The organism is Streptomyces sp. NBC_01171, from assembly GCF_045039805.1.
Lineage (GTDB): Bacteria > Actinomycetota > Actinomycetes > Streptomycetales > Streptomycetaceae > Streptomyces.
Genome location: NZ_CP108609.1, coordinates 5366515 through 5386703, shown reverse-complemented (window position 1 = coordinate 5386703; position 20189 = coordinate 5366515). Strand labels below are relative to the sequence as shown.

The window sequence follows — 20189 nt, the reverse complement described above, 5'->3', positions numbered from 1 at the left end:
ATGGTCACCGCAGCCCGCCTCCGCCACCTCGGCCCGAACTGGTACGCCGCCGTCATGGGCACGGCGATCGTCGGCTCGGCGGGCGCCACCCTCCCCTCCCACGTCCGCTGGCTCTGCGCCGCCCTGTGGACCCTCTCCCTGCTCCTGCTGCTCGCCCTCCTCGCGGCCCGTGCCCTGCACTGGACCCACCACCGCGACCAGGCCCGGGCCCATCTCCTCGACCCGGCGACGGCCCCCTTCTACGGCTGCGCCGCCATGGCCCTCCTCGCGGTCGGCGGCGGCGCGCTCTCGGCCGGCCGGTACTGGATCGGCACACAGGCGGCCGTGGCCCTGGACGCCGTCCTGTTCACGGCCGGTACGGCACTCGGCCTGGCGGCGGCCGTTGCGGTGCCGTACCTGATGGTGACCCGGCACCGGCCCGTCCTCGCCGACGCCACCCCCGTGTGGCTGCTGCCGCTCGTCGCGCCGATGGTGTCGGCCGCGCTGGGCCCCGCCCTGGTGCCGTATCTGCCGCCCGGCCAGCCCCGGGAGACCCTGCTGCTGGGCTGTCTGGCGCTGTTCGGGCTGAGCCTGCTGGCCACGCTGCTGATGCTGCCGCTGCTCCTCGCCCGGCTGCTGCTCCACGGCCCGCTGCCGCTCACCCTGACCCCGGCCCTGTTCCTGGTCCTCGGCCCGCTGGGCCAGTCCACCACCGCCACCGGCGCGCTCGCGGACCTGGCGCCGGGGGTGGCCCCGGCGCCGTACGACCGGGGGCTCGCGGTGTTCGCCGTGCTGTACGGGGTGCCGGTGACGGGGTTCGCGCTGCTGTGGCTGGCGTTCGCCGCCGCGCAGGTGGTGCGGGCACGGCGGCGGGGCATGCGCTTCGCGCTGACCTGGTGGGCGTTCACCTTCCCGGTGGGCACCTGTGTCACCGGCGCGGCCTCCCTGGCCCGGCACACCGGCCTGACGGTGTACACCGGGCTGGCGGTCGCCCTGTACGCCCTGCTGCTCATGGCCTGGGCCGCGGCGGCCACCGGTACCGTGCGCGGCCTGCTCAGCGGCGCGCTGCTGCCAGCGCCTCCGCCAGGACCCGGGGCGCTTCGCGCAGCGAGGGTCCGTACCAGGTCAGGTGCCGTCCGCTGACGAGGGCGCAGGCGAGACCGGGGAACGCCTCGGGGCCGTCGTCGGCGGTGAAGCGGTACGGCTCGTCGGGCAGCACGACCAGCTCGGGGGCCGCCGCGTTCAGTTCCTCGAGCGGGATGCGGGGATAGCGCTCGGCGTGGCCGTCGTACAGGTGCCGTACGCCGAGGCGGGCGAGGACGTCGCCCGCGAAGGTCTCCCGGCCGAGCACCATCCAGGGGCGGCGCCAGACCGGCACCACGGCGCTGACCGGCCGCTGCGACTCCGGCAGCGCGGCCCAGGCCGCCTCGGCGCCGTCCAGCCAGCCGGGCCGGCTCGTGGCGCCGCACGCCGACAGCACCCGCGCCAGCTCGGTGAACGCCTGCGCCACGGTGCGCACCTCGGTGACCAGCACCGGGACGCCCGCCGCGCGCAGGGCGTCGAGGTCTGGGGGGCGGTTCTCCTCCTCGTTGGCGATCACGAGGTCGGGTTCGAGGGCGGCGATCCGCGCGGTGTCGGGATTCTTGGTGCCGCCGATCCGGACGACGTCGAGGTCCGCCGGGCGCTCGCACCAGTCGGTGGCCCCGACGAGGACACCGGGCAGCGTCACGGCGACCGCCTCGGTCAGGGACGGCACGAGAGAGACGACCCGCACTACCGGGACCGGTCCTGGACCGCCTCGATGTGCTCGGCCACGGCCACCACGATCACCCGTGTGTCCGGCACGGTGGCCCGCCAGCGGTGGCGGACACCGCCGGTCAGATACAGGGTGTCGCCCCGGCCGAGCCGGTAGGCGCGGCCCTCGGCCTCGATCTCGACCGCGCCGTCGGCGACGTACATCAGCTCGTCGTTGCGGTGCTGGAACTCGCGGCCCGCGTCGTGGTCGCCGGTGAACTCGGAGGCGTGCAACTGGTGGTGGCCGCGCACCAGGGGGCGGGTCCGGGCGGCGAAGTCGCCGTCGGCCACCGGCTCGCCGCGTACGACGTCCACGCTGCACGCGGGGTCGGCGGCGGCGAGAAGTTCCACCGCCGTGGTACGCAGCGCGTCGGCGAGCTTCTCCAGGGAGGTACGGCTCGGGCGGGCCCGGTCGTTCTCCACCTGGCTGAGGAAGGGCACCGAGAGGCCGCTGCGCTCGGCCACGACCGCGAGGGTGAGTTCGAGCGTCCGGCGGCGCCGCCGGACGGCCGCGCCGACCCGCACGGGCTGTCGCTCTTTGTGGTCGCCCATCGCTGCGGCTCCCTCCTTCACGCGTGGCGCGGCTGCCCGGACGCCGCGGGGGCGTCCCTGTCCTGAGTTGTCTGCACCCTACGCACGTTCGGCAAACCGTTTCACGCGCCTCTCACATCCCGCGCCGCCGCGGGGCCGGTACCCCACGGTTCGCGCCAGTGCCGCGGGCCGCCGGACGCTCCGTCCTGCCTCCGCGTTCCGCGGCGTTCACCTGCTTCAAGGCGCGAGCGGCCCCAGGTGTTCCCGCGAGGCGGGGTCCATGGCGCTCCGTGGTTGGCCGGATCTCTACGGTGGTGAAATCGGGCCGGGGGCGGACGCGAGTGCCGCGTCCGCCCCCTCACCTCATCCGGCGGCTTCCTGCTTGGCCTTGCCGGCCGGTGCCCAGGTGTCGGCCAGCTTCGGGTTCTCCTTGAGCCAGGCGCGCACGGCGTCCTGCTCCTTGCCCTTGCCGGCCTTCTGGATGCGGGCCTCCAGGCCGGTGAGCTGCTTCTCGGTCATCGAGAAGTCCTTCAGCCACTTGGCGACCTCGGGGTTGTCCTGGCTGAACCCCTTGCGGGCGAGGGCGTGCACGGTGTCGCCCTTGCCCCAGGCGCCGGCCGGGTCCTTGAGCTTCTTCAGCTTGTAGTCGCTGTAGGCCCAGTGCGGGGACCACAGGGTGACGACCACGGGCTGCTTCTTGGCGTAGGCCCGCTTCAGCTCGGTCAGCATGGCCGGGGTGGAGCCGTCGACGACCTGGTACTCGCCCTTGAGGCCGTACTGGTCCAGCACCTTGTCCTTGAGCAGGCCCATCATGCCCGCGCTGGGCTCGATGCCGATGATCCGGCCGTCGAACTCGGCGGCGTGGTCCTTCAGGTCGGCCAGGGAGTTCACGTCCTTCACATAGGACGGGACGGTCAGCTCCAGGGAGGTGGAGCCGTACCAGTTGCCCAGGTCCTCCATCCGGTCGCCGTACTTCTTCCAGTACTCGGCGTGCGTGGTGGGCAGCCAGGAGTCGGTCTCGAAGTCCAGGCGGCCGGTGGCGAGGCCGGTGTAGAGGGGGCCGGCGGCGTACTGGGTGACGCTGACCTTGAAGCCGCGCCGCTCCAGCAGTTCCTTCCAGAGGAAGGTGGAGGCGATGCCCTCGTCCCACGGGATGTACCCCAGCTTGATCTCCTTGCCCTGGCCGATGTCCGTACCGGACGCGGTGGACTTGGTGGCGCCGGGACCGAAGACCCCGAGTCCGCCCGCGACCAGCGCGAGCACGACCACCGCGACGACGGCGACGGCCGGGCGCGGCCGGTACGACCAGGCGGTGGGCCGGGCCTTGGCGGCGGCGCGGCGGCCGAGCGGGGAGAGCTGGGTGCCGAGCGCGCCGGTCACCCGGTCGAGGTAGATGGCGAGGACGACGATGCCGACGCCCGCCTCGAAGCCGTAGCCGATGTCGAGCTGGCCGATGGCCTCGTTGACCGCGCCGCCGAGGCCGCCGGTGCCGACCATGCCCGCGATGACGACCATGGACAGGCCGAGCATGATGACCTGGTTGACGCCCGCCATGATGGTGGGCAGGGCCAGCGGGAGCTGTACCCGCCACAGGGTGTCGCGCGGTGTGGTGCCGAACGCCTCGGCGGCTTCGACCAGTTCGGCGTCGACCTGGCGGATGCCCAGCTCGGTCATGCGGACGCCGGGGGCGAGCGCGAAGATCAGCGTGGCGACGACACCGGCGGCGGTGCCGAGCCCGAAGAACAGCATGGCCGGGATCAGCAGCACCATCGACGGCATGGTCTGGAGCAGGTCCAGCGCGGGGCGCAGGGTGGCGCTCACCGCGCGGGAGCGGGCGGCCCAGATGCCGAGCGGGATCGAGATGACCAGCGCGATGATGGTGGCGACCAGCACCAGCGAGAGCGTGGACATGGCCCGGTCCCACAGGTCGAGGGAGTCCACGAGGGCGAATCCGGCGAAGGCGAGGACACCGGCGAGCAGTCCGCGCAGCCACCAGGCGAGGACGGCGAGGATGCCGGCGAGCAGCAGGGGCTGCGGTGCGGTGAGGACGGCGTCGATGCCGTCGTACATGCCCTCCAGGACGGCGCGGATGGCGTCGAAGAGCCAGGAGAGGTGGCCGACCAGCCAGTCGACCCCGGAGTCGACCCAGTCGCCGAGCGGAAGCCTAGGCACGGGCGGTCACCTTCCTCTCGTCGCGGGGGTGGTCGCAGGCGATCGGATCTCCCTGCTCGTCGCCGAGGAAGCCGACCAGGCGGCTCTCGGGGACGACGCCGACCAGGGTGCGGTCGGCGTCGAGGACGGCGACCGGGTGGCTCAGGCGGGCGCTGAGCGCGCACAGTTCGGTGAACGGCGTGCCGGGCGCGGCGGTCTCGCAGGCACAGTCGGCCTCGTCGCCGCGCACGTCGGTGTCCATGACGGCGGCGGCGGTGAGCACGCGGGAGCGGTCGACGTCCTGGATGAAGGAGGCGACGTAGTCGTCCGCGGGTCGCAGCAGGATGTCCTCGGCGGTGCCGGTCTGCACGATGCGGCCGTCGCGCATGACGGCGATGCGGTCGCCCAGGCGCATGGCCTCGTTGAGGTCGTGGGTGATGAAGACGATCGTCTTGCGCAGTGTCTTCTGGAGTTCGAGGAGCTGGTCCTGCATGTCGCGGCGGATCAGCGGGTCCAGTGCGCTGAAGGACTCGTCCATCAGCAGCAGGTCGGCGTCGGTGGCGAGCGCGCGGGCGAGGCCGACGCGCTGCTGCATGCCACCGGAGAGTTCGTCGGGCCAGGAGTCCTCCCAGCCGGCCAGCCCGCACAGGGCGAGCGCCTCGTCGGCGCGGCGTTCGCGCTCGGCGCGGGGCACGCCCTGCACGGCCAGGCCGTAGGCGGCGTTCTCACGGACGCTGCGGTGCGGGAAGAGCGCGAAGTGCTGGAACACCATGCTGATCTTGTTGGCCCGGACCTCGCGCAGCTCCCGGTCGCCGAGCGCGGTGAGGTCCTGCCCGTCGAAGCGGACCCGGCCCGCGGTGGGCGTGAGCAGGCCGTTCAGCGTGCGCAGCAGGGTGGACTTGCCCGAGCCGGACAGGCCCATGACAACAAATATCTCGCCCGGCGCGACGGCGAAGGAGGCGTCGATGACGGCGGCGGTGCTGCCCTCCGCGCGCAGCTCGTCGCGGTCGGCGCCTTGTTCGAGCCGTTCCACGGCCTGGTCCGGTCGTCTGCCGAACACCTTGTAGAGATGTTCCGCTTCGATTCTCGCGGTCATGCATGTCCCTCGGCTAGGTGGCAAGGAGCAGGAGACGAGGGATAGTTGTCACTTGATAAGCAATTGCCTCGTTCCGGCGCGCGGCGCCTGCCCGGTCGCATTTGAGCCAAACACGGAAGTGTCCCAGGTCACACCGGTGGGCCCGGTGTGCGGGCCCGCTGTCGGTGCGGTGCGGCATGATGCGAGCGTGACCGGACGACTGATGCTTCTCGACACCGCCTCGCTGTACTTCCGCGCCTACTTCGGCGTGCCGGACTCGGTGCGGGCGCCGGACGGCACCCCGGTGAACGCGGTGCGCGGACTGCTGGACTTCATCGACCGCCTGGTCAAGGACCACCGGCCGGACAAGCTGGTGGCCTGCATGGACGCCGACTGGCGCCCCCAGTGGCGGGTCGACCTGATCCCCTCCTACAAGGCGCACCGGGTGGCCGAGGAGCACGAGGGCGCGCCCGACGCCGAGGAGGTCCCGGACACCCTCTCCCCGCAGGTCCCGGTGATCGAGGAGGTGCTGGACGCGCTCGGCATCGCCCGCGTGGGCGTGGCCGGATACGAGGCGGACGACGTGATCGGCACGTTCACCGCCCGCGCGGACGGCCCGGTCGACATCGTCACCGGTGACCGCGACCTGTACCAACTGGTCGACGACGCCCGTGCCATCCGTGTCCTGTATCCGCTCAAGGGCGTCGGCACCCTCCAGCTCACCGACGAGGCGTGGCTGCGTGAGAAGTACGGCGTGGACGGCCAGGGGTACGCGGACCTGGCGCTGCTGCGCGGCGACCCGAGCGACGGTCTGCCGGGCGTCCCCGGTGTCGGGGAGAAGACGGCGGCGAAGCTGCTCGCCGAGTTCGGGGACCTGGCCGGGATCGTCGCGGCCGTGGACGACCCGAAGGCGAAGCTCACCCCGACCCAGCGCAAGCGCCTGACCGAGGCGGCCCCCTATCTCGCGGTCGCCCCGAAGGTCGTCCGGGTCGCCGACGACGTCCCCCTGCCCGAGGTGGACACCGCACTGCCGCACACCCCGCGCGACCCCGCGGCGCTGGACGCACTCGCGGCCTGCTGGGGTCTGGGCAGCTCGCTCCAGCGGCTGCTGACGACGCTGGAGGCGTGAGCGCACCCCCTGCGCAAGGCAAAATTTTCGGATGAACGGACCCCCGGCACCGGAGTGCCACCGGCGCCAAGTGCTAGCTTAGGTAAACCTAACCGAGGCAGCAGGAGGCCGTCATGGCAGAGCGTCCGGGGCGAAAGCCGCGCAAGCTCCATTCCGCCCAGGTGGTACGCACCGAGCGGCTGACCCCGCACGTCCAGCGGATCGTGCTCGGCGGCGCCGGACTGGCCGACTTCTCGGCCGACACCTGGACCGACCACTATGTGAAGCTGCTCTTCGCCCCGGTGGACGGGATGACCTACCCGGAGCCGTTCGACCTGGAGCGGATCCGCGCCGAACTCCCCCGCGAGCAGTGGCCGGTGACCCGTACGTACACCGTGCGCGCCTGGGACGCCGAGCACCGGGAGCTGACCCTCGACTTCGTCATCCACGGCGACGAGGGCCTCGCCGGGCCCTGGGCCACCCGGGTCCGCCCCGGTGAGACCCTGCGCTTCTTCGGCCCCGGCGGCGCCTACACCCCCGATGTGACGGCCGACTGGCATCTGCTCGTCGGGGACGAGAGCGCGCTGCCCGCCATCGCCCGCGCCCTGGAGACACTGCCGCCGGGCACGCCCGCGCACGCCTTCGTGGAGGTGACCGGGCCTGCGGAGGAGCAGAAGATCGACTCCGATGTGGAGGTCGTCTGGCTCCACCGCGGGGACCGCCCGGTCGGCGAGGCCCTGCTGGAGGCCGTACGGGCGCTTCGGTTCCCCGAGGGCCGGCCGCACGCCTTCGTGCACGGCGAGGCGTCCTTCGTGAAGGAGCTGCGCCGGATGCTGCGGGTCGAGGCGCAGATCCCGCGCGAGGACCTGTCGATCTCCGGCTACTGGCGCCTGGGCCACAACGAGGACGGCTGGCAGGCCAGCAAGCCGGAGTGGAACGCGCGGATCGAGGCCGAGCAGGAGAGCACGGCCGCGTGAGTCGGCGGGGGCGGCTCAGTCGCCCCTGAGCCGGGCGTGCAGATGCATGTCGTGCCAGCCGTCCGGGTGCAGCAGCGCCCGGCGCCGGGTGCCCTCCACCGCGAACCCGGCCTTGGTGGCGACCCGGCAGGACGCCTCGTTGGCGGTGGCGTGCATCAGCTCCAGCCGGTTGAAGCCGATCTCCTCGAACGCCCAGCGCACCAGCGCGTCCGTGGCGTGCCGGGCCACGCCCTGCCCGCGCGCCCCCGCCACCGTCCAGTACGCCACCTCGGCCACGCCGTCCCGGAGCCGGATCTCCCGCAGCGCGGCCCGGCCGCGCAGCTCGCCGGTGTCCGTGCGCACCACGGCCCACTGGGCGTCGGACTCGCGCGCCCACTGCGCGTGCCAGTCCTCGATCCAGCCGGCGGCCTCCTCCGGGGAGTCGCAGGACCTCGCGTGCCACTGGTTGAGCGTCGGGTCCTGGAAGGCGGCATGGACGGCGGGCGCGTCCTCGGCCCGCCAGGGGCGCAGGCGCAGCCCGGCACCGGCCGGGATCTCGGGCTGCGGCCGGCGCGAGAGTGTTCCTTCGGGCAGCACCGGGCTGGTCAGATACGGCATGCGGGCATCCTGTCAAGCGCCGGGCGGCCGACCAACCGAATTGGCGCACCCCCGTAACCTGGGGAACCTGATGAGACGCCGCACGCAGCCCCCGCCCGCCCCGCTCCCCCAGCGCCGGGGTGTCGACCCCGTGCGGGTGCGGCTGCCCGTCGACGGGGCGTGGGCCACGGTGCGCGAGCATCTGGTGGCGCGGCTGACCGGCGCCGGTCCGGGCAGGGTGGACGCGATGTTCGACGCCGGGGCGGTGGTGGGCGCCGACGGACTGCCGGTGGGGCCGGAAGCGCCGTACCGGCCGGGGATGTTCGTGTGGTTCCACCGTGAGCTGCCGCCGGAGGTGCCGGTGCCCTTCCCGGTCGAGGTGGTGTACCGGGACGAGCACATCGTCGTCGCCGACAAGCCGCACTTCCTGGCCACCACCCCGCGCGGCTCCCATGTCTCCGAGACGCTGCTCGCCCGCCTCCGCCACGACCTCGGCCTGCCCGAACTCGGCGCCGCGCACCGGCTGGACCGACTCACCGCCGGACTGGTGCTGTTCACCGTCCGCCCGGAGGAACGCGGCGTCTACCAGGGCCTGTTCCGCGACCGCCGGGTACACAAGGAGTACGAGGCGGTCGCCCGGCACGACCCGGAGCTGGAGCTGCCCCGGACCGTGCGCAGCCGGATTCTGAAGGAGCGCGGGGTGCTGGCCGCGCGGGAGGTGGCGGGCGAGCCCAACGCGGTGACGCGGGTGGAGATCACCGAGCACCGTGATCGGGACGGCCTCGCCCGGTACCGTCTGCTGCCCGCCACCGGCCAGACCCACCAGCTCCGGGTACACCTGAACACGCTCGGCGTCCCCATCCTCGGCGACCCCCTCTACCCGGAGGTGGCCCCCGCGACCGCGCCCGGCGACTTCCGGCGCCCCCTCCAACTCCTGGCCCGCGGGCTGGAGTTCACCGACCCGCTGACCGGCGCCTGGCACAGCTTCGTCAGCGGGCGCACGCTCCAGGCGTGGACGTCCCCCGAGGAGTGGGCGGGCGCCTGACCGCCGGGCCTACTCCCCCAGCAGCCACCGCCACATCCGCTGCCAGCGGCTCGGCGGCGCACTCTCCGGCGACGCGGGCCAGGACACCGCCGGCTCGGCGGGCGGCTCCGGTTCCACCCGCTCCACCCGCTCCACCGCCTTCTCCTCCGCCCACCCGCGCGGCTGCGTCACCGGTTCCCGCACCCGGTGCGGGTGGAGGGAGGACATGCTGGGCGCCCGGTTGACGTCCTGCTTCGGCTTGGGCTCGAACAGCACCGGCAGTGACACCAGATGCCGGGACGCGATGGAGGACCGCCAGCGCAGATCCTCCTCGGCGCACTCCAGCCGGATGTCCGGCAGCCGGGTCAGCAGGGCGTCCACCCCGATGTCGGCGACGGCCCGCCCGATGTCCTGGCCGGGGCATTCGTGCGGGCCGCCGCCGAAGGCGAGATGGGACCGGTTGCCCTTCATGTGCGCGGTCGGATCAGGGCGCACCCGGGGGTCCAAGTTGCCCGGCGCGGGCGCGAACAGCAGCCCGTCGCCCCGCCGGATGCGCTGCCCGCCCAGCTCGGTGTCCTGCTTGGCGTAGTAGCCGAGGACGGTGCTGAACGGCGGCTCGTCCCACAGCGACTGTTCGATCGCCTCCGGCACCGTCATCTGGCCGCCGTTGAGCCGGGCGCGGAACCCCGGCTCGGTCAGCACCATGCGCAGCGCGTTGGCCAGCAGGTTGGCGGTCGTCTCGTACGCGGCGAACAGCAGCAGCCGCAGATGCTCGCGGACCTCGTCGTCGCTCAGCCCCGCCGGGTGCGTGATGAGGTGGCTGGTGACGTCGTCCTCGGGGCGGGCCCGGCGCCGGGTGGTGAGCCCGCTGAGCGCCTCCATCACGTAGGCATGGCTCTGGATGGCGGTGTCGGTGCCCTTGAGCGCGTCCCGGGCGGCCTGCACCATGCGGTCGTCGTACTCCTCGGGCATGCCGAGGATCTCGCACATCACGGCCATCGGCAGGTGCTCGGCGAACTGGGAGACCAGGTCGGCCCGGCCACGTCCGCAGAAGCGGTTGACGAGTTCCTGGGTGGAGCCGTTGATGGAGCGGCGCAGGCCCCGGTGGTCGATGGTCGCCATGGCGGCGGTGACGGCCGCGCGCAGCCGCTGGTGCTCGTCGCCCTCGGCGTGCGCGCAGATCGGCTGCCGGGCGATGTGTGGCATCAGCGGATGGTCGGGCTTGACCATGCCCTCCAGCAGCGGTGTCCAGCCCCGGCTGTCGCGGGTGTACTGCGAGGGGCTGCGCACCATGTGCAGGTTCTCGGCGTGCCCGAGGACCACCCACATGGGCACGTCGTCGTGAAGGAGTACGGGGGCGACCGGGCCGTGCTTCTCGCGCAGTCGCTCGTAGAGGTCGTCCAGGTCGAGCGCGTCCGGGCCGTACAGCCGGTGCAGGCCGCCGGGGCCGGTGCCGTGCGCGGGGCAGCCCGGCGGCGGGCCGGGTGCGGTGTCGGGGGTGCCTGTCGGGGTCTGGGGTTCAGGCGTCACAGTGATCGCTTTCGGGAAACGGCTGGTGGGGTTCGCGCGCCCGCTCAGGTCAGGGCGCCGGACCGGGCGAGGGAGTGCAGGAAGTGCATCAGCGTCAGCAGGGTGTCGCGGCTGGAGGCGCGGCGCCGTACGTCGCACTCGACGATCGGGATCTCGGGGGCCAGGTCGAGCGCGCCGCGCAGCTCCTCGACGGGGTGCCGGGGCGCGTCCGGGAAGGAGTTGACGGCGACGATGAACGGCACGCCGCGTTCCTCCAGGCGGCCCATGACGTCGAAGCTGACGTCCAGCCGGCGGGTGTCGACCAGGACGACCGCGCCGAGCGCACCCTCGAAGAGGCGGTTCCACAGGAACCAGAACCGTTCCTGGCCGGGGGTGCCGAAGAGGTAGAGGACCAGTTTCTCGGTGATGCTGATGCGGCCGAAGTCCATGGCCACGGTGGTGGCCGTCTTGGTCTCGGAGCCGTAGTTGTCGTCGATGCCGATACCGGCCTGGGTCATGGTCTCCTCGGTGGTCAGCGGTCTGATCTCGCTGACCGAGCCGACCATGGTGGTCTTGCCGACGCCGAAGCCGCCCACGATCACGATCTTCACCGCGGCCTGGGCGGTCTGCGGGAGCCGCTCCTCGGTGCGCGGGCCGGGGATCGCGGGGACGGCGTCAGAGGCGTTGAAGTCCATGCATCACCGCTTCGAGGAGGGTCCGGTCGGGGAGCGCCTGGCGGACGATCGGGGCGCGGGCCTGCACCAGGTCGGCGCCGATCAGCTCGGTGATCAGCGCGGTCATCGCGCTGAACGGCAGGTCGAGGTAGGCCGAGAGTTCGGCCACGGACAGGGGCGCGGAGCAGAGCCGGAGCACGGCCGCCTGTTCGGGGGTGCCGGACGGCGGGGGCGCCGAGCGCGCCACGATCAGGGTGACCAGATCGAGTTGCGCCCGCCCGCCCTCGGGCAGTCCGGTGACGGCGTACAGCCGCTCGGGGCTGCCGGCGTCCCCCTCCTCGCCCGCGTCCGGGGCGAGGGGCGGCGGGGAGGGCGCCTCCTGCGGCAGGCGCCGTTTGCGGCGCGGGGTCATACGGCCTGCCCGCCGCGCCGGGGCGGAGAAGTGAGGTGGGCGCCGATCCGGACGACGAGATCGCGCATCATGCCGCCCATCCGGCCGGGCTCGCAGACCACGTCGGCGAGGACGGCGAGGTAGGCGTTGTCGCCGGCGGCCATCAGATAGAAGTAGCCGCCGTCGATCTCGATGACGACGAGCTTCATCTCGCCGCTGCTGCCCGGGAGTTCCTGGGCGACCGCCCCGGCCAGGCTCTGTACGCCGGCGCAGGCGGCGGCCACCCGGTCTGCGGCGTCGGGGTCGCCGCCGTAGCGGGCGATGCGCAGGCCGTCCGAGGAGAGCACCACGATCATCTCGATGCCGGGTACGCCGTCGTGCAGTTGCTTGAGCATCCAGTCGAAGTTGGCACGCTGCTGGATCACTTGGGCTCCCCCTCGTCGCCGGCGCCGGTGTCGGCCGAGTCGTCGATCAGATGCAGGTAGGCGGTCGGATTCCGGGTGAAGTCGGTCGGGTGGGCGCCTTCGTTGCCCTTCTTCATGCCCTCCCAGAAGGCGTCGACCCACATGCCCGGTTCGCGGTCGAGAAGCTTCTGCCGCTCGGGGTCGGCCGGGGGCTGGGGCTCCGGTTCGGGCTGGGGCCGGGACCAGATGGTGGGCCGTCCCTCGCGCTCGGCCTGCTCGATGGCGGCCTGTTCGGCGTAGCGCTGGCTGAGCGGCACGGTCACCCGGCTGCGGCGCTGCGGCAGCCCGTTCGCCGTCCACTCGGTGACCTCGGGGACGTCGTCCTCCATCGAGGCCGGGGCGGGGATGCGCGGTGCGGTGGGGCGGCGGCGCTTGGGCGGGCGCTTGGGGCCTTCCAGCGCGCCGAGTTCGGGCATCGGCACGGCGGTGGCGCCGATGCCGTGCGCGGCGCCCACACCGGGTTCGGTGGTGAGCATGTCGCGGGGGACGACGAGGATGGCGCGGACGCCGCCGTATGCGGAGGCGCGCAGCGAGACGTCCATGCCGAAGGCGTTGCAGAGCCGGCCGACCACGGCGAGGCCGAGCCGGGGGCTGTCACCGAGGTTGTGCGCGTCGTCGTCGGCGCGGGCGTCCAGAATCATCTGCTCGACGCGGGCCCGGCCCTCCTCGCTGAGGCTGACCCCGGCGTCCTCGATCTCGATGGCGAGGCCGGTCTGCACCTCGAAGGCGGTGACGTGCACCTTGGTCGAGGGCGGTGAGTAGCGGGTGGCGTTGTCGAACAGCTCGGCGGCCGCGTGGATGATCGGCTCGACCGAGGTGCCCTTGATGTTGATGTTGACGATCGAAGCGAGGTTGATCCGGGGGAACTCCAGGATGCGGGACATCGCGCCCCGCAGCACGCTGTAGAGCGAGACGGGCACCGGCCACTGGCGGCCCGGACGGCCGCCGCCGAGCACCGAGATGGAGTCGGCGAGGCGGCCGATCAGCGCGGTGCCGTGGTCGACGCGCAGCAGGTCGTCGAAGACCTCGGCGTTACGGCCGTGGTCCTCCTCCATCTCCCGCAGTTCCTTGGCCTGTTGGTGGACGATGGCCTGTACGCGCCGGGCGGTGGTGACGAACGCCCGCTGGGTGGCGTCCCGCATGTTGATCTCGTGCTCGGCACCACGCAGCGCCACTCGTAGCAACTCGCGCTGAGAGGGCGGGAGATGACGCAGCTCGGGGTCCTCGTCGACGACGTTGCGCAGGACGTCCCGCAGCCGCTCGCCCCCGCGCAGCCGCCCGAGCGCCAGCGGCAGCACCTCGGAGCCGAGGCGGACGATCTCCGCGTCATGGGCGGCGATGCGGTGCTCCAGATACGCGGTGTGCCGGGCGTTCTCGGCCTGCACGGCCTGGAGTCGGCGTCCCCGCCGGACCACTTCGCTCGCGGTGGCGAGCAGCAGCAGCGTGGCCACCAGCCCGCAGCAGGCGACGGCGATCCGGGCGGAGCCCGGCACCAGGAACACGGCGGCCGCGGTCACCGCGGCCATCACCAGGCCGGGCGGCAACAACACCTGCGCGTACGGACGTTCACGGACACCGGGAGGTTTCTGAACACTCACCATGGATGCCTTCTGGGAAGGAACGGTATATAGGGGAACAGGCGCCCGAATCCATCTCAACCGGGTCCGCCGCGGGCGAGCCTAATCCGACCGGGACACCCCCGTGTCATATTCGGCAAGCACCTGAAATCTCCCGAGCACCAGGAGTACCGTCACCCCTATTTACACAGCGAGCACCCATTCGAACACGCTTAGTAGCGCAGGACAGGCATGCAAAAAGGGCCGGCTGGGCCGACCCCTCTTGGGGGCGCGGGGAACTGCGCGACCAGCCACAGTCCACCCGCACCCGCTCTACAGCCTCACCCCACGGACGAGTAGGCGACCACTCCCCGCAGCAACTGATCAACAGCCTTACGGGCGTTCCGAGCCACCGTCGAGCCCTCCGCGGGAGCAGCCGCAGCCACCTGACCCAGAACGTCGATCACCTGCTTCGTCCACCGCACGAAGTCCCCCGCGGGCATCTCCGCCTCCCGCAGCACCTCGTCGAGCCCCCTCCCGGAGGCCCACTGGTGGGCGATCCAGGCGAACCCGAGATCCGGCTCCCGCTGCCCGACCCCCTCGGTCTGGCTGATCCGGAAGTCCTCCTCCAGCGCGTCCAGCCGCCCCCAGATCCGCACCATCTCGCCGAGCGCGGCCTGGGCCGGCCCGGAGGGCAGTTTGGGTGCCATGGCGTCGTCGCTGACGCGCGCCTCGTACACCAACGCCGAGACGCAGGCGGCGAGTTCGGCGGGGCCGAGCCCCTCCCACACGCCCTCGCGCAGGCATTCGCTGGCCAGCAGGTCCAACTCGCCGTAGAGCCGGGCGAGCCGCTTGCCGTTGGCCGTGACCTCGTCGCCCCGCAGATAGTCCAGTTCGGTCAGCAGGGCCACGATCCGGTCGAAGGTCCGGGCGATGGTGTTGGTGCGGCCCTCGATGCGCCGCTCCAACTGCGTGGTGTCGCGCTGGAGCCGGTGGTAGCGCTCGGCCCAGCGGGCGTGGTCCTCGCGGTCGTCGCAGCCGTGGCAGGGGTGCGCGCGGATCGCGGTGCGCAGCCGGGCGATCTCCCGGTCGTCGGCGGCCTGCGAACGCTTCTTGCGGGCCCGCTCCGGCGGGATGTGCCCGGCCTTGGTGCGCAGCGCGGAGGCGAGGTCCCGACGGGACTGCGGGGAGCGGGCGTTGAACGTCTTCGGGATGCGCATCCGGTCCAGCGCCTCCACCGGGACGGGGAAGTCCATCGACGCCAGCCGCTTGACCTGCCGTTCGGCGGTGAGCACCAGCGGGCGGGGCCCGTCGTGGTGGTCGAAGCCCCGCTGCCCGCCGGTCCGCCCGGCGGGCAGGCCGGGGTCGAGCACGAGCGCGAGGCCCGCGTACTTGCCGGTGGGCACGTGGATGATGTCGCCCGGCTTGAGCTTCTCCAGGGCGACGGCGGCCTCGGCGCGCCGCTGGTTGGCGCCCTGGCGGGCCAGCTCGGTCTCCCGGTCCTTGAGTTCGCGGCGCAGCCGCGCGTACTCGTCGAAGTCACCGAGGTGACAGGTCATGGAGTCCTTGTAGCCCTCCAGGCCCTCCTCGTTGCGCTGCACCTGCCGGGAGATCCCGACGACCGACTTGTCGGCCTGGAACTGCGCGAACGACGTCTCCAGCAGCTCGCGCGAGCGGTGCCGCCCGAACTGCTCGACCAGGTTGACCGCCATGTTGTACGACGGCTTGAAGCTGGAGCGCAGCGGATAGGTGCGGGTGCCCGCGAGCCCGGCCAGGTGCTCGGGGCTCATCCCCCGCTGCCACAGCACCACGGCGTGGCCCTCGACGTCGATGCCCCGGCGGCCGGCCCGGCCGGTGAGCTGGGTGTACTCACCGGGGGTGATGTCGGCGTGCTGTTCGCCGTTCCACTTGACGAGCTTCTCCAGCACCACCGAGCGGGCGGGCATGTTGATGCCGAGCGCCAGGGTCTCGGTGGCGAACACGGCCTTGACCAGCCCGCGCACGAACAGCTCCTCCACGACCTCCTTGAAGGTCGGCAGCATGCCGGCGTGGTGGGCGGCGATGCCGCGTTCCAGGCCCTCGAGCCACTCGTAGTAGCCGAGGACGTGCAGGTCCTCGGAGGGGATGTTCGCGGTGCGCTCCTCGACCAGGGCGCGGACCTGTTCCCGCTCCTCCTCGTCGTTGAGCCTGAGGCCCGCGTACAGGCACTGCTGGACGGCGGCCTCGCAGGCGGCGCGGCTGAAGATGAAGGTGATGGCGGGCAGCAGACCCTCGGCGTCCAGGCGCTCGATGACCTCGGGACGCCCCGGCGTCCAGGCGCGCTGGCGCTGCCGGCGCTCCCGCTCCCGGTCGGCCTCGCGCATGGCACGGCCGCGCCTGCGGTCCTGGTAGGAGGGCCGGGTGGCCTCCATCCGGGCGAGCCGGGCGAGGTCGGGGTTGACGGCCTTCCTGCTGCCCTCACCCTCCTCGAACAGGTCGTACATCCGCCGCCCGGCGAGCACGTGCTGGAACAGCGGTACGGGCCGGTGCTCGGAGACGATCACCTCGGTGTCGCCGCGCACGGTGTCCAGCCAGTCGCCGAACTCCTCGGCGTTGGACACGGTGGCCGACAGCGACACCAGGGTCACCGACTCGGGCAGGTGGATGATCACCTCTTCCCAGACGGCGCCCCGGAAGCGGTCGGAGAGGTAGTGCACCTCGTCCATGACCACGTAGCCGAGGCCCAGGAGGGTCTGGGAGCCCGCGTACAGCATGTTCCGCAGCACCTCGGTCGTCATGACGACGATGGGTGCGTCGGAGTTCACGCTGTTGTCGCCGGTGAGGAGGCCGACCTTGTCGGCTCCGTAGCGGCGGCACAGGTCGGCGTACTTCTGGTTCGACAGCGCCTTGATGGGTGTCGTGTAGAAGCATTTCTTGCCCTGTTCCAGGGCGAGGTGGACGGCGAACTCGCCCACGATCGTCTTGCCCGAGCCGGTGGGGGCGGCCACCAGCACGCCCTTGCCGCCCTCCAGCGCAGAGCAGGCTTCCACCTGGAAGTCGTCGAGGCCGAAGTCGTACATCTCGCGGAAGCCCGCGAGCGCGGTGGCCTGCTCGGCTGCCCGCACTCGGGACGCCGCGTACCGCTCGGCCGGTGAGAGGTCCTCTGTCATCGTGCTTTCGAGCGTACCGGCCCGCACCGACAACAGGACGATCATTATCGCTTCCCACGCCCACCGAACCGGAATGCCCGCCTCCGACCAGTCCGCCCAGGCGGTCGCCCCCACGGACGAGGGGCCGGACGGAAGATCCGTCCGGCCCCTCGCTCACGGGTACTGGTCCGCTCAGGTGACGTCGTCGTAGCCCTCGTACCGGCCCGGCGGCAGGGCCTCGGCCTGGCGGGCCTGCTCGGGAACGGCGGCGGTCAGCCGCTCGGGGCCGGCGATCGGCTCCGGCCGGTGGTCGAGCGGCGAGGCTTCGTCGTCGTCCAGCTCGGCGGCCTCCTCGGCGTGCCGGCGGCGGCGGTCGTTGAGCAGGGCGATGCCGACGGCGATGAAGTACAGCACCACGATGGGGCCGGCCAGCGCGATCATGCCGAAGGGGTCCGTGGTGGGGGTGGCGACGGCGCCGAAGACGAAGACGCCCATGACCACGCCGCGCCACCAGCCGGCCATGCGGCGCCCGGTCACCACACCGGCGAAGTTCAGCATGACCAGCAGCAGCGGCAGCTCGAAGGCGCCGCCGAAGATGAGGATCATCCGGACGATGAAGTCCAGGACCTTGTCCATCGGCAGGATGTTCGCCGAGCCGTCGGGGGTGATGCCCAGCAGCACCCGCATGCTGATCGGCAGGATCGTGTAGGCGAGCCAGGCGCCCGCCATGAAGAGCGGCACGGCCGCGGCCACGAACCCGTAGGTGTACTTGCGCTCGTTCCGGTGCAGTCCCGGCGCGATGAACGCCCAGAGCTGGTAGAGCCAGACGGGGCTGGAGAGGACGACGCCCGCCATGAAGCAGACCTTCACCGTGGTGGTGAAGGGCGACAGCAGGTCGGTGTAGGCGATGACCGCGCAGGAGCCTCCGGTGGACTCACCCAGACCCTCGGTGCAGCGCGGGACCGGATGCGAGAGGAAGGACATCAGGTCCTGGCTGTAGAAGGCGACCACCACGGAGACGACCGTGATCGCCAACATGCCCTTGGCGAGCCGGTTGCGCAGCTCACGCAGGTGCTCCACGAGGGGCATCCGCCCCTCGGGGTCCTTCTCTTTCTTGCGGGCAGACTTGAGCAACCCACGTCCTCATCTCGTGCGGCAGGCCGGTGATGCGGCCGCGGGTCAGCGCTGGGTGGTGTCCGTGGGCTCGTTGACCGGGCGGGCGCTGTTCACGTCGCCGGGGGCGGCCTGGATGGTGCGCTGCGCGGGGGGCTGCTCGCCGGGGTTCGGCGGACCGGCCGGAGCGGAGGTGTTGCCCTCCTCCTTCATCGCCTTCGCCTCGCTCTTGAGGATGCGCGCGGACTTGCCCAGCGAACGGGCCATGTCCGGAAGCTTCTTCGCACCGAAGAGCAGGAAGACGACGACGAGAATGAGAATGATCTCGGTAGGACCGAGCCTTCCGATCATGAGTTAGTACCTTCTCACCGAGGCGGGGGTGGGGGTGCTGTCCGACCGCTCGGACAAGCGTCCGGATGGTCGTGCCGGCAGCGATCGTAACGCTCAGGGGTAAACGAGAGGCAATCCCCGTGCGTACTCCCGGTCGGCGGTACGCGCCTCGTTCTCCGCACCGCGACCAGCAGCGTACCCGTACGTCTGTCCCGCATGACAGGGCGAAGTGACGCAAACCGCTTGTGGCGTTTCCGGCGCCCTGCTCGCCCCGCAGGTCAGAGCGTGTCGGCGGCGCGGGCGGTGCTCACCGCGGCCCGCTCCAGGTCCTCGGCCGCACGGCTGATGCGGCGCCCGGAGTCGGCCACCTGGAGGCCGAGTTGCCGCGCGGCCACGAAGACGCGGACGGCGAGCACCCCCAGAACGGCGAGACCCAGAAACCCCATGGCTACCGCGAACATCGGCCAGAACATGAGGACGAGCCTAGACCGTCTCGGAACCGTCTCAGACAGTGGAGTGCAGCCGCAGGGTCCGCACCCCGGCCCCGCTGAGCAGTTGCACGATCCGGTCCCCGGCGGGCTTGCGCACGGCCGTGCCGCACTCGGGGCAGGTGAAGGAGTAGAAGGTGGTCCGGCTGGAGCCGCCGATGGCCAGCCGCAGCGCGTTCGCGGCGAGTTCGAACCGGCCCCGGCAGTCGGGGCAGGCCGCCTTGAACACCACGGGGACGACGCGCCGCATCCCGGCGAAGGCGGCGGCCGCAGTCACCTCGCGCGTCGTCCCGGGCACCGAGGTCTCGTTCACGGCGTGTGCTCCCGCCCCTCGTACGCGGCCAGCGCCTCACGGGCGGCCCGGCGGGCACGGTCGGCCAGGTCGGGCGGCGACACGATCCGGCCGTCGGGCCCGAGCCGCAGGGCGAGCCGGCGCAGCGAGGCCGGGTCGGGGGTGCGCAGGGTGATGCGCAGGCCGCCGTCGGGCAGCTCCTCGGCCGTGTCGTGCGGGTAGTACTCGGCGACCCAGCGCCCGCCGGGGCCGACCTCCACCACGACCTCGGGGTCCTCGGCGGCGGGCTGCACCAGCCCCTCGGACAGGTCGCGCGGTTCTATCTCGGGCGGCGCGGCCGGCTCGTCGAGAATCCGGATCTCCGCGACCCGGTCCAGCCGGAAGGTACGGCGCGCCTCCGAGCGGCGGCACCACGCCTCGACGTAGGTGTGCCCCATGGTGACCAGGCGGATCGGGTCGATCTCCCGCTCGGTCAGCTCGTCGCGGGCCGGGGAGTAGTAGCGCACCCACAGCCGGCGCCGCTCGGAGATGGCCCGGTCCACGTCGGCGAAGACGCCGCCCTCGGACTCGAAGGTCACCGACAGCCGGGAGCTGGCCCCGGCCGCGTCGCCGGCGGCGGTCTCCACCTTGGCGGTGGCCCGTACCAGCGCCTGCCGGTCGCTCTCGCGCAGGCCGGGCAGGGTGGCCACCGCGCGGGCGGCCACCAGCAGCGCGGTCGCCTCGTCGGCGGCGAGCCTGAGCGGCTCGGCCGCGTCCTCGCCGAGGGCGGCCGGGTTGTGCCACCAGATGCGCTCGCCGTCGGTGTCGATGTCCAGCAGGTCCCCGCCGCGGAAAGAAGTGCCGCACATGGGCAGCACGTCCAGGTCGGAGACGAGTTCGTCCTCGGTGATGCCGAAGGCGCGGGCCACGTCCGCGATCCGGGCGCCGGGGCGCTCGCGCAGATACGTGACCAGCGACAGCATCCGCCGGGTCTGGTCGATGGCGTTCACGGGCCTCGCCGGTTTGCCTGCCATGGTGTTCGCTCCGCTC

At 72.3% G+C, this 20189-nt stretch carries 20 protein-coding genes; 4 read left to right on the top strand and 16 right to left on the bottom strand.

Annotated elements, in window-relative coordinates:
* Nucleotides 1-1122 (top strand): C4-dicarboxylate ABC transporter, encoded by a 1122-nt coding sequence (locus OG448_RS24805; RefSeq protein ID WP_405556972.1) that lies wholly within the window; start codon nt 1-3, stop codon nt 1120-1122.
* On the opposite strand, the gene OG448_RS24800 is transcribed toward OG448_RS24805, so the two are convergent.
* The 4 genes from OG448_RS24800 to OG448_RS24785 form a co-directional block, all read right to left on the bottom strand.
* Nucleotides 1034-1753, bottom strand: coding sequence for a helical backbone metal receptor (locus tag OG448_RS24800; protein ID WP_405556971.1), 720 nt, complete (start codon nt 1751-1753; stop codon nt 1034-1036). The genes OG448_RS24805 and OG448_RS24800 overlap by 89 nt on opposite strands.
* Entirely contained in the window at nt 1753-2325 is a 573-nt protein-coding gene (locus tag OG448_RS24795; protein WP_405556969.1) for a helix-turn-helix domain-containing protein, read from the bottom strand. The genes OG448_RS24800 and OG448_RS24795 overlap by 1 nt, the downstream gene beginning before the upstream one ends.
* A 342-nt stretch (nt 2326-2667) precedes the next feature.
* The gene (locus OG448_RS24790; protein ID WP_405556967.1) at nt 2668-4476 is read right to left on the bottom strand and encodes an ABC transporter permease/substrate binding protein; all 1809 of its coding nucleotides are present in this window, start codon (nt 4474-4476) and stop codon (nt 2668-2670) included.
* On the bottom strand, nt 4469-5551 hold the full coding sequence (locus tag OG448_RS24785; protein ID WP_405556965.1) for a glycine betaine/L-proline ABC transporter ATP-binding protein: 1083 nt from the start codon (nt 5549-5551) through the stop codon (nt 4469-4471). Before OG448_RS24785 ends, OG448_RS24790 begins: the two co-directional genes overlap by 8 nt.
* A 187-nt stretch (nt 5552-5738) precedes the next feature.
* Between OG448_RS24785 and OG448_RS24780 the strand changes: the two genes are divergently transcribed.
* Both OG448_RS24780 and OG448_RS24775 read left to right on the top strand, forming a co-directional pair.
* The gene (locus tag OG448_RS24780) at nt 5739-6659 is read left to right on the top strand and encodes a 5'-3' exonuclease H3TH domain-containing protein (protein ID WP_405556963.1); all 921 of its coding nucleotides are present in this window, start codon (nt 5739-5741) and stop codon (nt 6657-6659) included.
* A 113-nt stretch (nt 6660-6772) separates the two neighbouring features.
* Nucleotides 6773-7615, top strand: coding sequence for a siderophore-interacting protein (locus tag OG448_RS24775; RefSeq protein ID WP_405556961.1), 843 nt, complete (start codon nt 6773-6775; stop codon nt 7613-7615).
* 15 nt (nt 7616-7630) lie between these two features.
* On the opposite strand, the gene OG448_RS24770 is transcribed toward OG448_RS24775, so the two are convergent.
* Complete coding sequence (locus tag OG448_RS24770; RefSeq protein WP_405556959.1) at nt 7631-8212, bottom strand: GNAT family N-acetyltransferase; 582 nt, start codon at nt 8210-8212, stop codon at nt 7631-7633.
* A 70-nt stretch (nt 8213-8282) separates the two neighbouring features.
* Here OG448_RS24770 and OG448_RS24765 point away from each other — a divergent pair, with 70 nt between their 5' ends.
* Complete coding sequence (locus OG448_RS24765; protein ID WP_405556957.1) at nt 8283-9236, top strand: pseudouridine synthase; 954 nt, start codon at nt 8283-8285, stop codon at nt 9234-9236.
* Nucleotides 9237-9245: 9 nt separating this feature from the next.
* On the opposite strand, the gene OG448_RS24760 is transcribed toward OG448_RS24765, so the two are convergent.
* From OG448_RS24760 to OG448_RS24710, 11 genes are all read right to left on the bottom strand, one after another.
* Nucleotides 9246-10745: a cytochrome P450 gene (locus OG448_RS24760; protein WP_405556955.1), complete on the bottom strand. Its 1500-nt coding sequence runs from the start codon at nt 10743-10745 to the stop codon at nt 9246-9248.
* 44 nt (nt 10746-10789) lie between these two features.
* Nucleotides 10790-11419, bottom strand: a complete 630-nt coding sequence (locus tag OG448_RS24755; RefSeq protein ID WP_135792653.1) for an ATP/GTP-binding protein — start codon at nt 11417-11419, stop codon at nt 10790-10792.
* Entirely contained in the window at nt 11400-11810 is a 411-nt protein-coding gene (locus OG448_RS24750; protein WP_405556953.1) for a DUF742 domain-containing protein, read from the bottom strand. The genes OG448_RS24755 and OG448_RS24750 overlap by 20 nt, the downstream gene beginning before the upstream one ends.
* On the bottom strand, nt 11807-12214 hold the full coding sequence (locus OG448_RS24745) for a roadblock/LC7 domain-containing protein (protein ID WP_030812755.1): 408 nt from the start codon (nt 12212-12214) through the stop codon (nt 11807-11809). Before OG448_RS24745 ends, OG448_RS24750 begins: the two co-directional genes overlap by 4 nt.
* Nucleotides 12211-13854 (bottom strand): ATP-binding protein, encoded by a 1644-nt coding sequence (locus OG448_RS24740; RefSeq protein WP_405556952.1) that lies wholly within the window; start codon nt 13852-13854, stop codon nt 12211-12213. The genes OG448_RS24745 and OG448_RS24740 overlap by 4 nt, the downstream gene beginning before the upstream one ends.
* 296 nt (nt 13855-14150) lie before the next feature.
* Nucleotides 14151-17003: a DEAD/DEAH box helicase gene (locus OG448_RS24735; protein WP_405556950.1), complete on the bottom strand. Its 2853-nt coding sequence runs from the start codon at nt 17001-17003 to the stop codon at nt 14151-14153.
* A gap of 126 nt (nt 17004-17129) precedes the next feature.
* Nucleotides 17130-18026: a twin-arginine translocase subunit TatC gene (gene tatC, locus OG448_RS24730; protein WP_405558944.1), complete on the bottom strand. Its 897-nt coding sequence runs from the start codon at nt 18024-18026 to the stop codon at nt 17130-17132.
* 90 nt (nt 18027-18116) lie between these two features.
* The gene (gene tatA / locus OG448_RS24725) at nt 18117-18401 is read right to left on the bottom strand and encodes a Sec-independent protein translocase subunit TatA (RefSeq protein WP_391299820.1); all 285 of its coding nucleotides are present in this window, start codon (nt 18399-18401) and stop codon (nt 18117-18119) included.
* A 257-nt stretch (nt 18402-18658) separates the two neighbouring features.
* Nucleotides 18659-18853: a hypothetical protein gene (locus tag OG448_RS24720; protein ID WP_086693401.1), complete on the bottom strand. Its 195-nt coding sequence runs from the start codon at nt 18851-18853 to the stop codon at nt 18659-18661.
* Between the two features lie 31 nt (nt 18854-18884).
* The gene (locus OG448_RS24715; protein WP_244317667.1) at nt 18885-19118 is read right to left on the bottom strand and encodes a hypothetical protein; all 234 of its coding nucleotides are present in this window, start codon (nt 19116-19118) and stop codon (nt 18885-18887) included.
* 59 nt (nt 19119-19177) lie between these two features.
* A complete protein-coding gene (locus OG448_RS24710; RefSeq protein WP_405556948.1) occupies nt 19178-20173 on the bottom strand; it encodes a helix-turn-helix transcriptional regulator in 996 nt (331 codons plus the stop codon).
* Nucleotides 20174-20189: the final 16 nt, after the last annotated feature.

Bases quoted from the DNA above. Each gene is read 5' to 3' on its own strand.
- OG448_RS24805 (WP_405556972.1), top strand. From the start codon at position 1: ATGGTCACCGCAGCCCGCCTCCGCCACCTCGGCCCGAACTGGTACGCC.
- OG448_RS24795 (WP_405556969.1), bottom strand. From the start codon at position 2,325: ATGGGCGACCACAAAGAGCGACAGCCCGTGCGGGTCGGCGCGGCCGTC.
- OG448_RS24785 (WP_405556965.1), bottom strand. From the start codon at position 5,551: ATGACCGCGAGAATCGAAGCGGAACATCTCTACAAGGTGTTCGGCAGA.
- OG448_RS24775 (WP_405556961.1), top strand. From the start codon at position 6,773: ATGGCAGAGCGTCCGGGGCGAAAGCCGCGCAAGCTCCATTCCGCCCAG.
- OG448_RS24770 (WP_405556959.1), bottom strand. From the start codon at position 8,212: ATGCCGTATCTGACCAGCCCGGTGCTGCCCGAAGGAACACTCTCGCGC.
- OG448_RS24765 (WP_405556957.1), top strand. From the start codon at position 8,283: ATGAGACGCCGCACGCAGCCCCCGCCCGCCCCGCTCCCCCAGCGCCGG.
- OG448_RS24755 (WP_135792653.1), bottom strand. From the start codon at position 11,419: ATGGACTTCAACGCCTCTGACGCCGTCCCCGCGATCCCCGGCCCGCGC.
- OG448_RS24750 (WP_405556953.1), bottom strand. From the start codon at position 11,810: ATGACCCCGCGCCGCAAACGGCGCCTGCCGCAGGAGGCGCCCTCCCCG.
- OG448_RS24740 (WP_405556952.1), bottom strand. From the start codon at position 13,854: ATGGTGAGTGTTCAGAAACCTCCCGGTGTCCGTGAACGTCCGTACGCG.
- OG448_RS24735 (WP_405556950.1), bottom strand. From the start codon at position 17,003: ATGATCGTCCTGTTGTCGGTGCGGGCCGGTACGCTCGAAAGCACGATG.
- tatC (WP_405558944.1), bottom strand. From the start codon at position 18,026: ATGCCCCTCGTGGAGCACCTGCGTGAGCTGCGCAACCGGCTCGCCAAG.
- tatA (WP_391299820.1), bottom strand. From the start codon at position 18,401: ATGATCGGAAGGCTCGGTCCTACCGAGATCATTCTCATTCTCGTCGTC.
- OG448_RS24720 (WP_086693401.1), bottom strand. From the start codon at position 18,853: ATGTTCTGGCCGATGTTCGCGGTAGCCATGGGGTTTCTGGGTCTCGCC.
- OG448_RS24715 (WP_244317667.1), bottom strand. From the start codon at position 19,118: ATGCGGCGCGTCGTCCCCGTGGTGTTCAAGGCGGCCTGCCCCGACTGC.
- OG448_RS24710 (WP_405556948.1), bottom strand. From the start codon at position 20,173: ATGGCAGGCAAACCGGCGAGGCCCGTGAACGCCATCGACCAGACCCGG.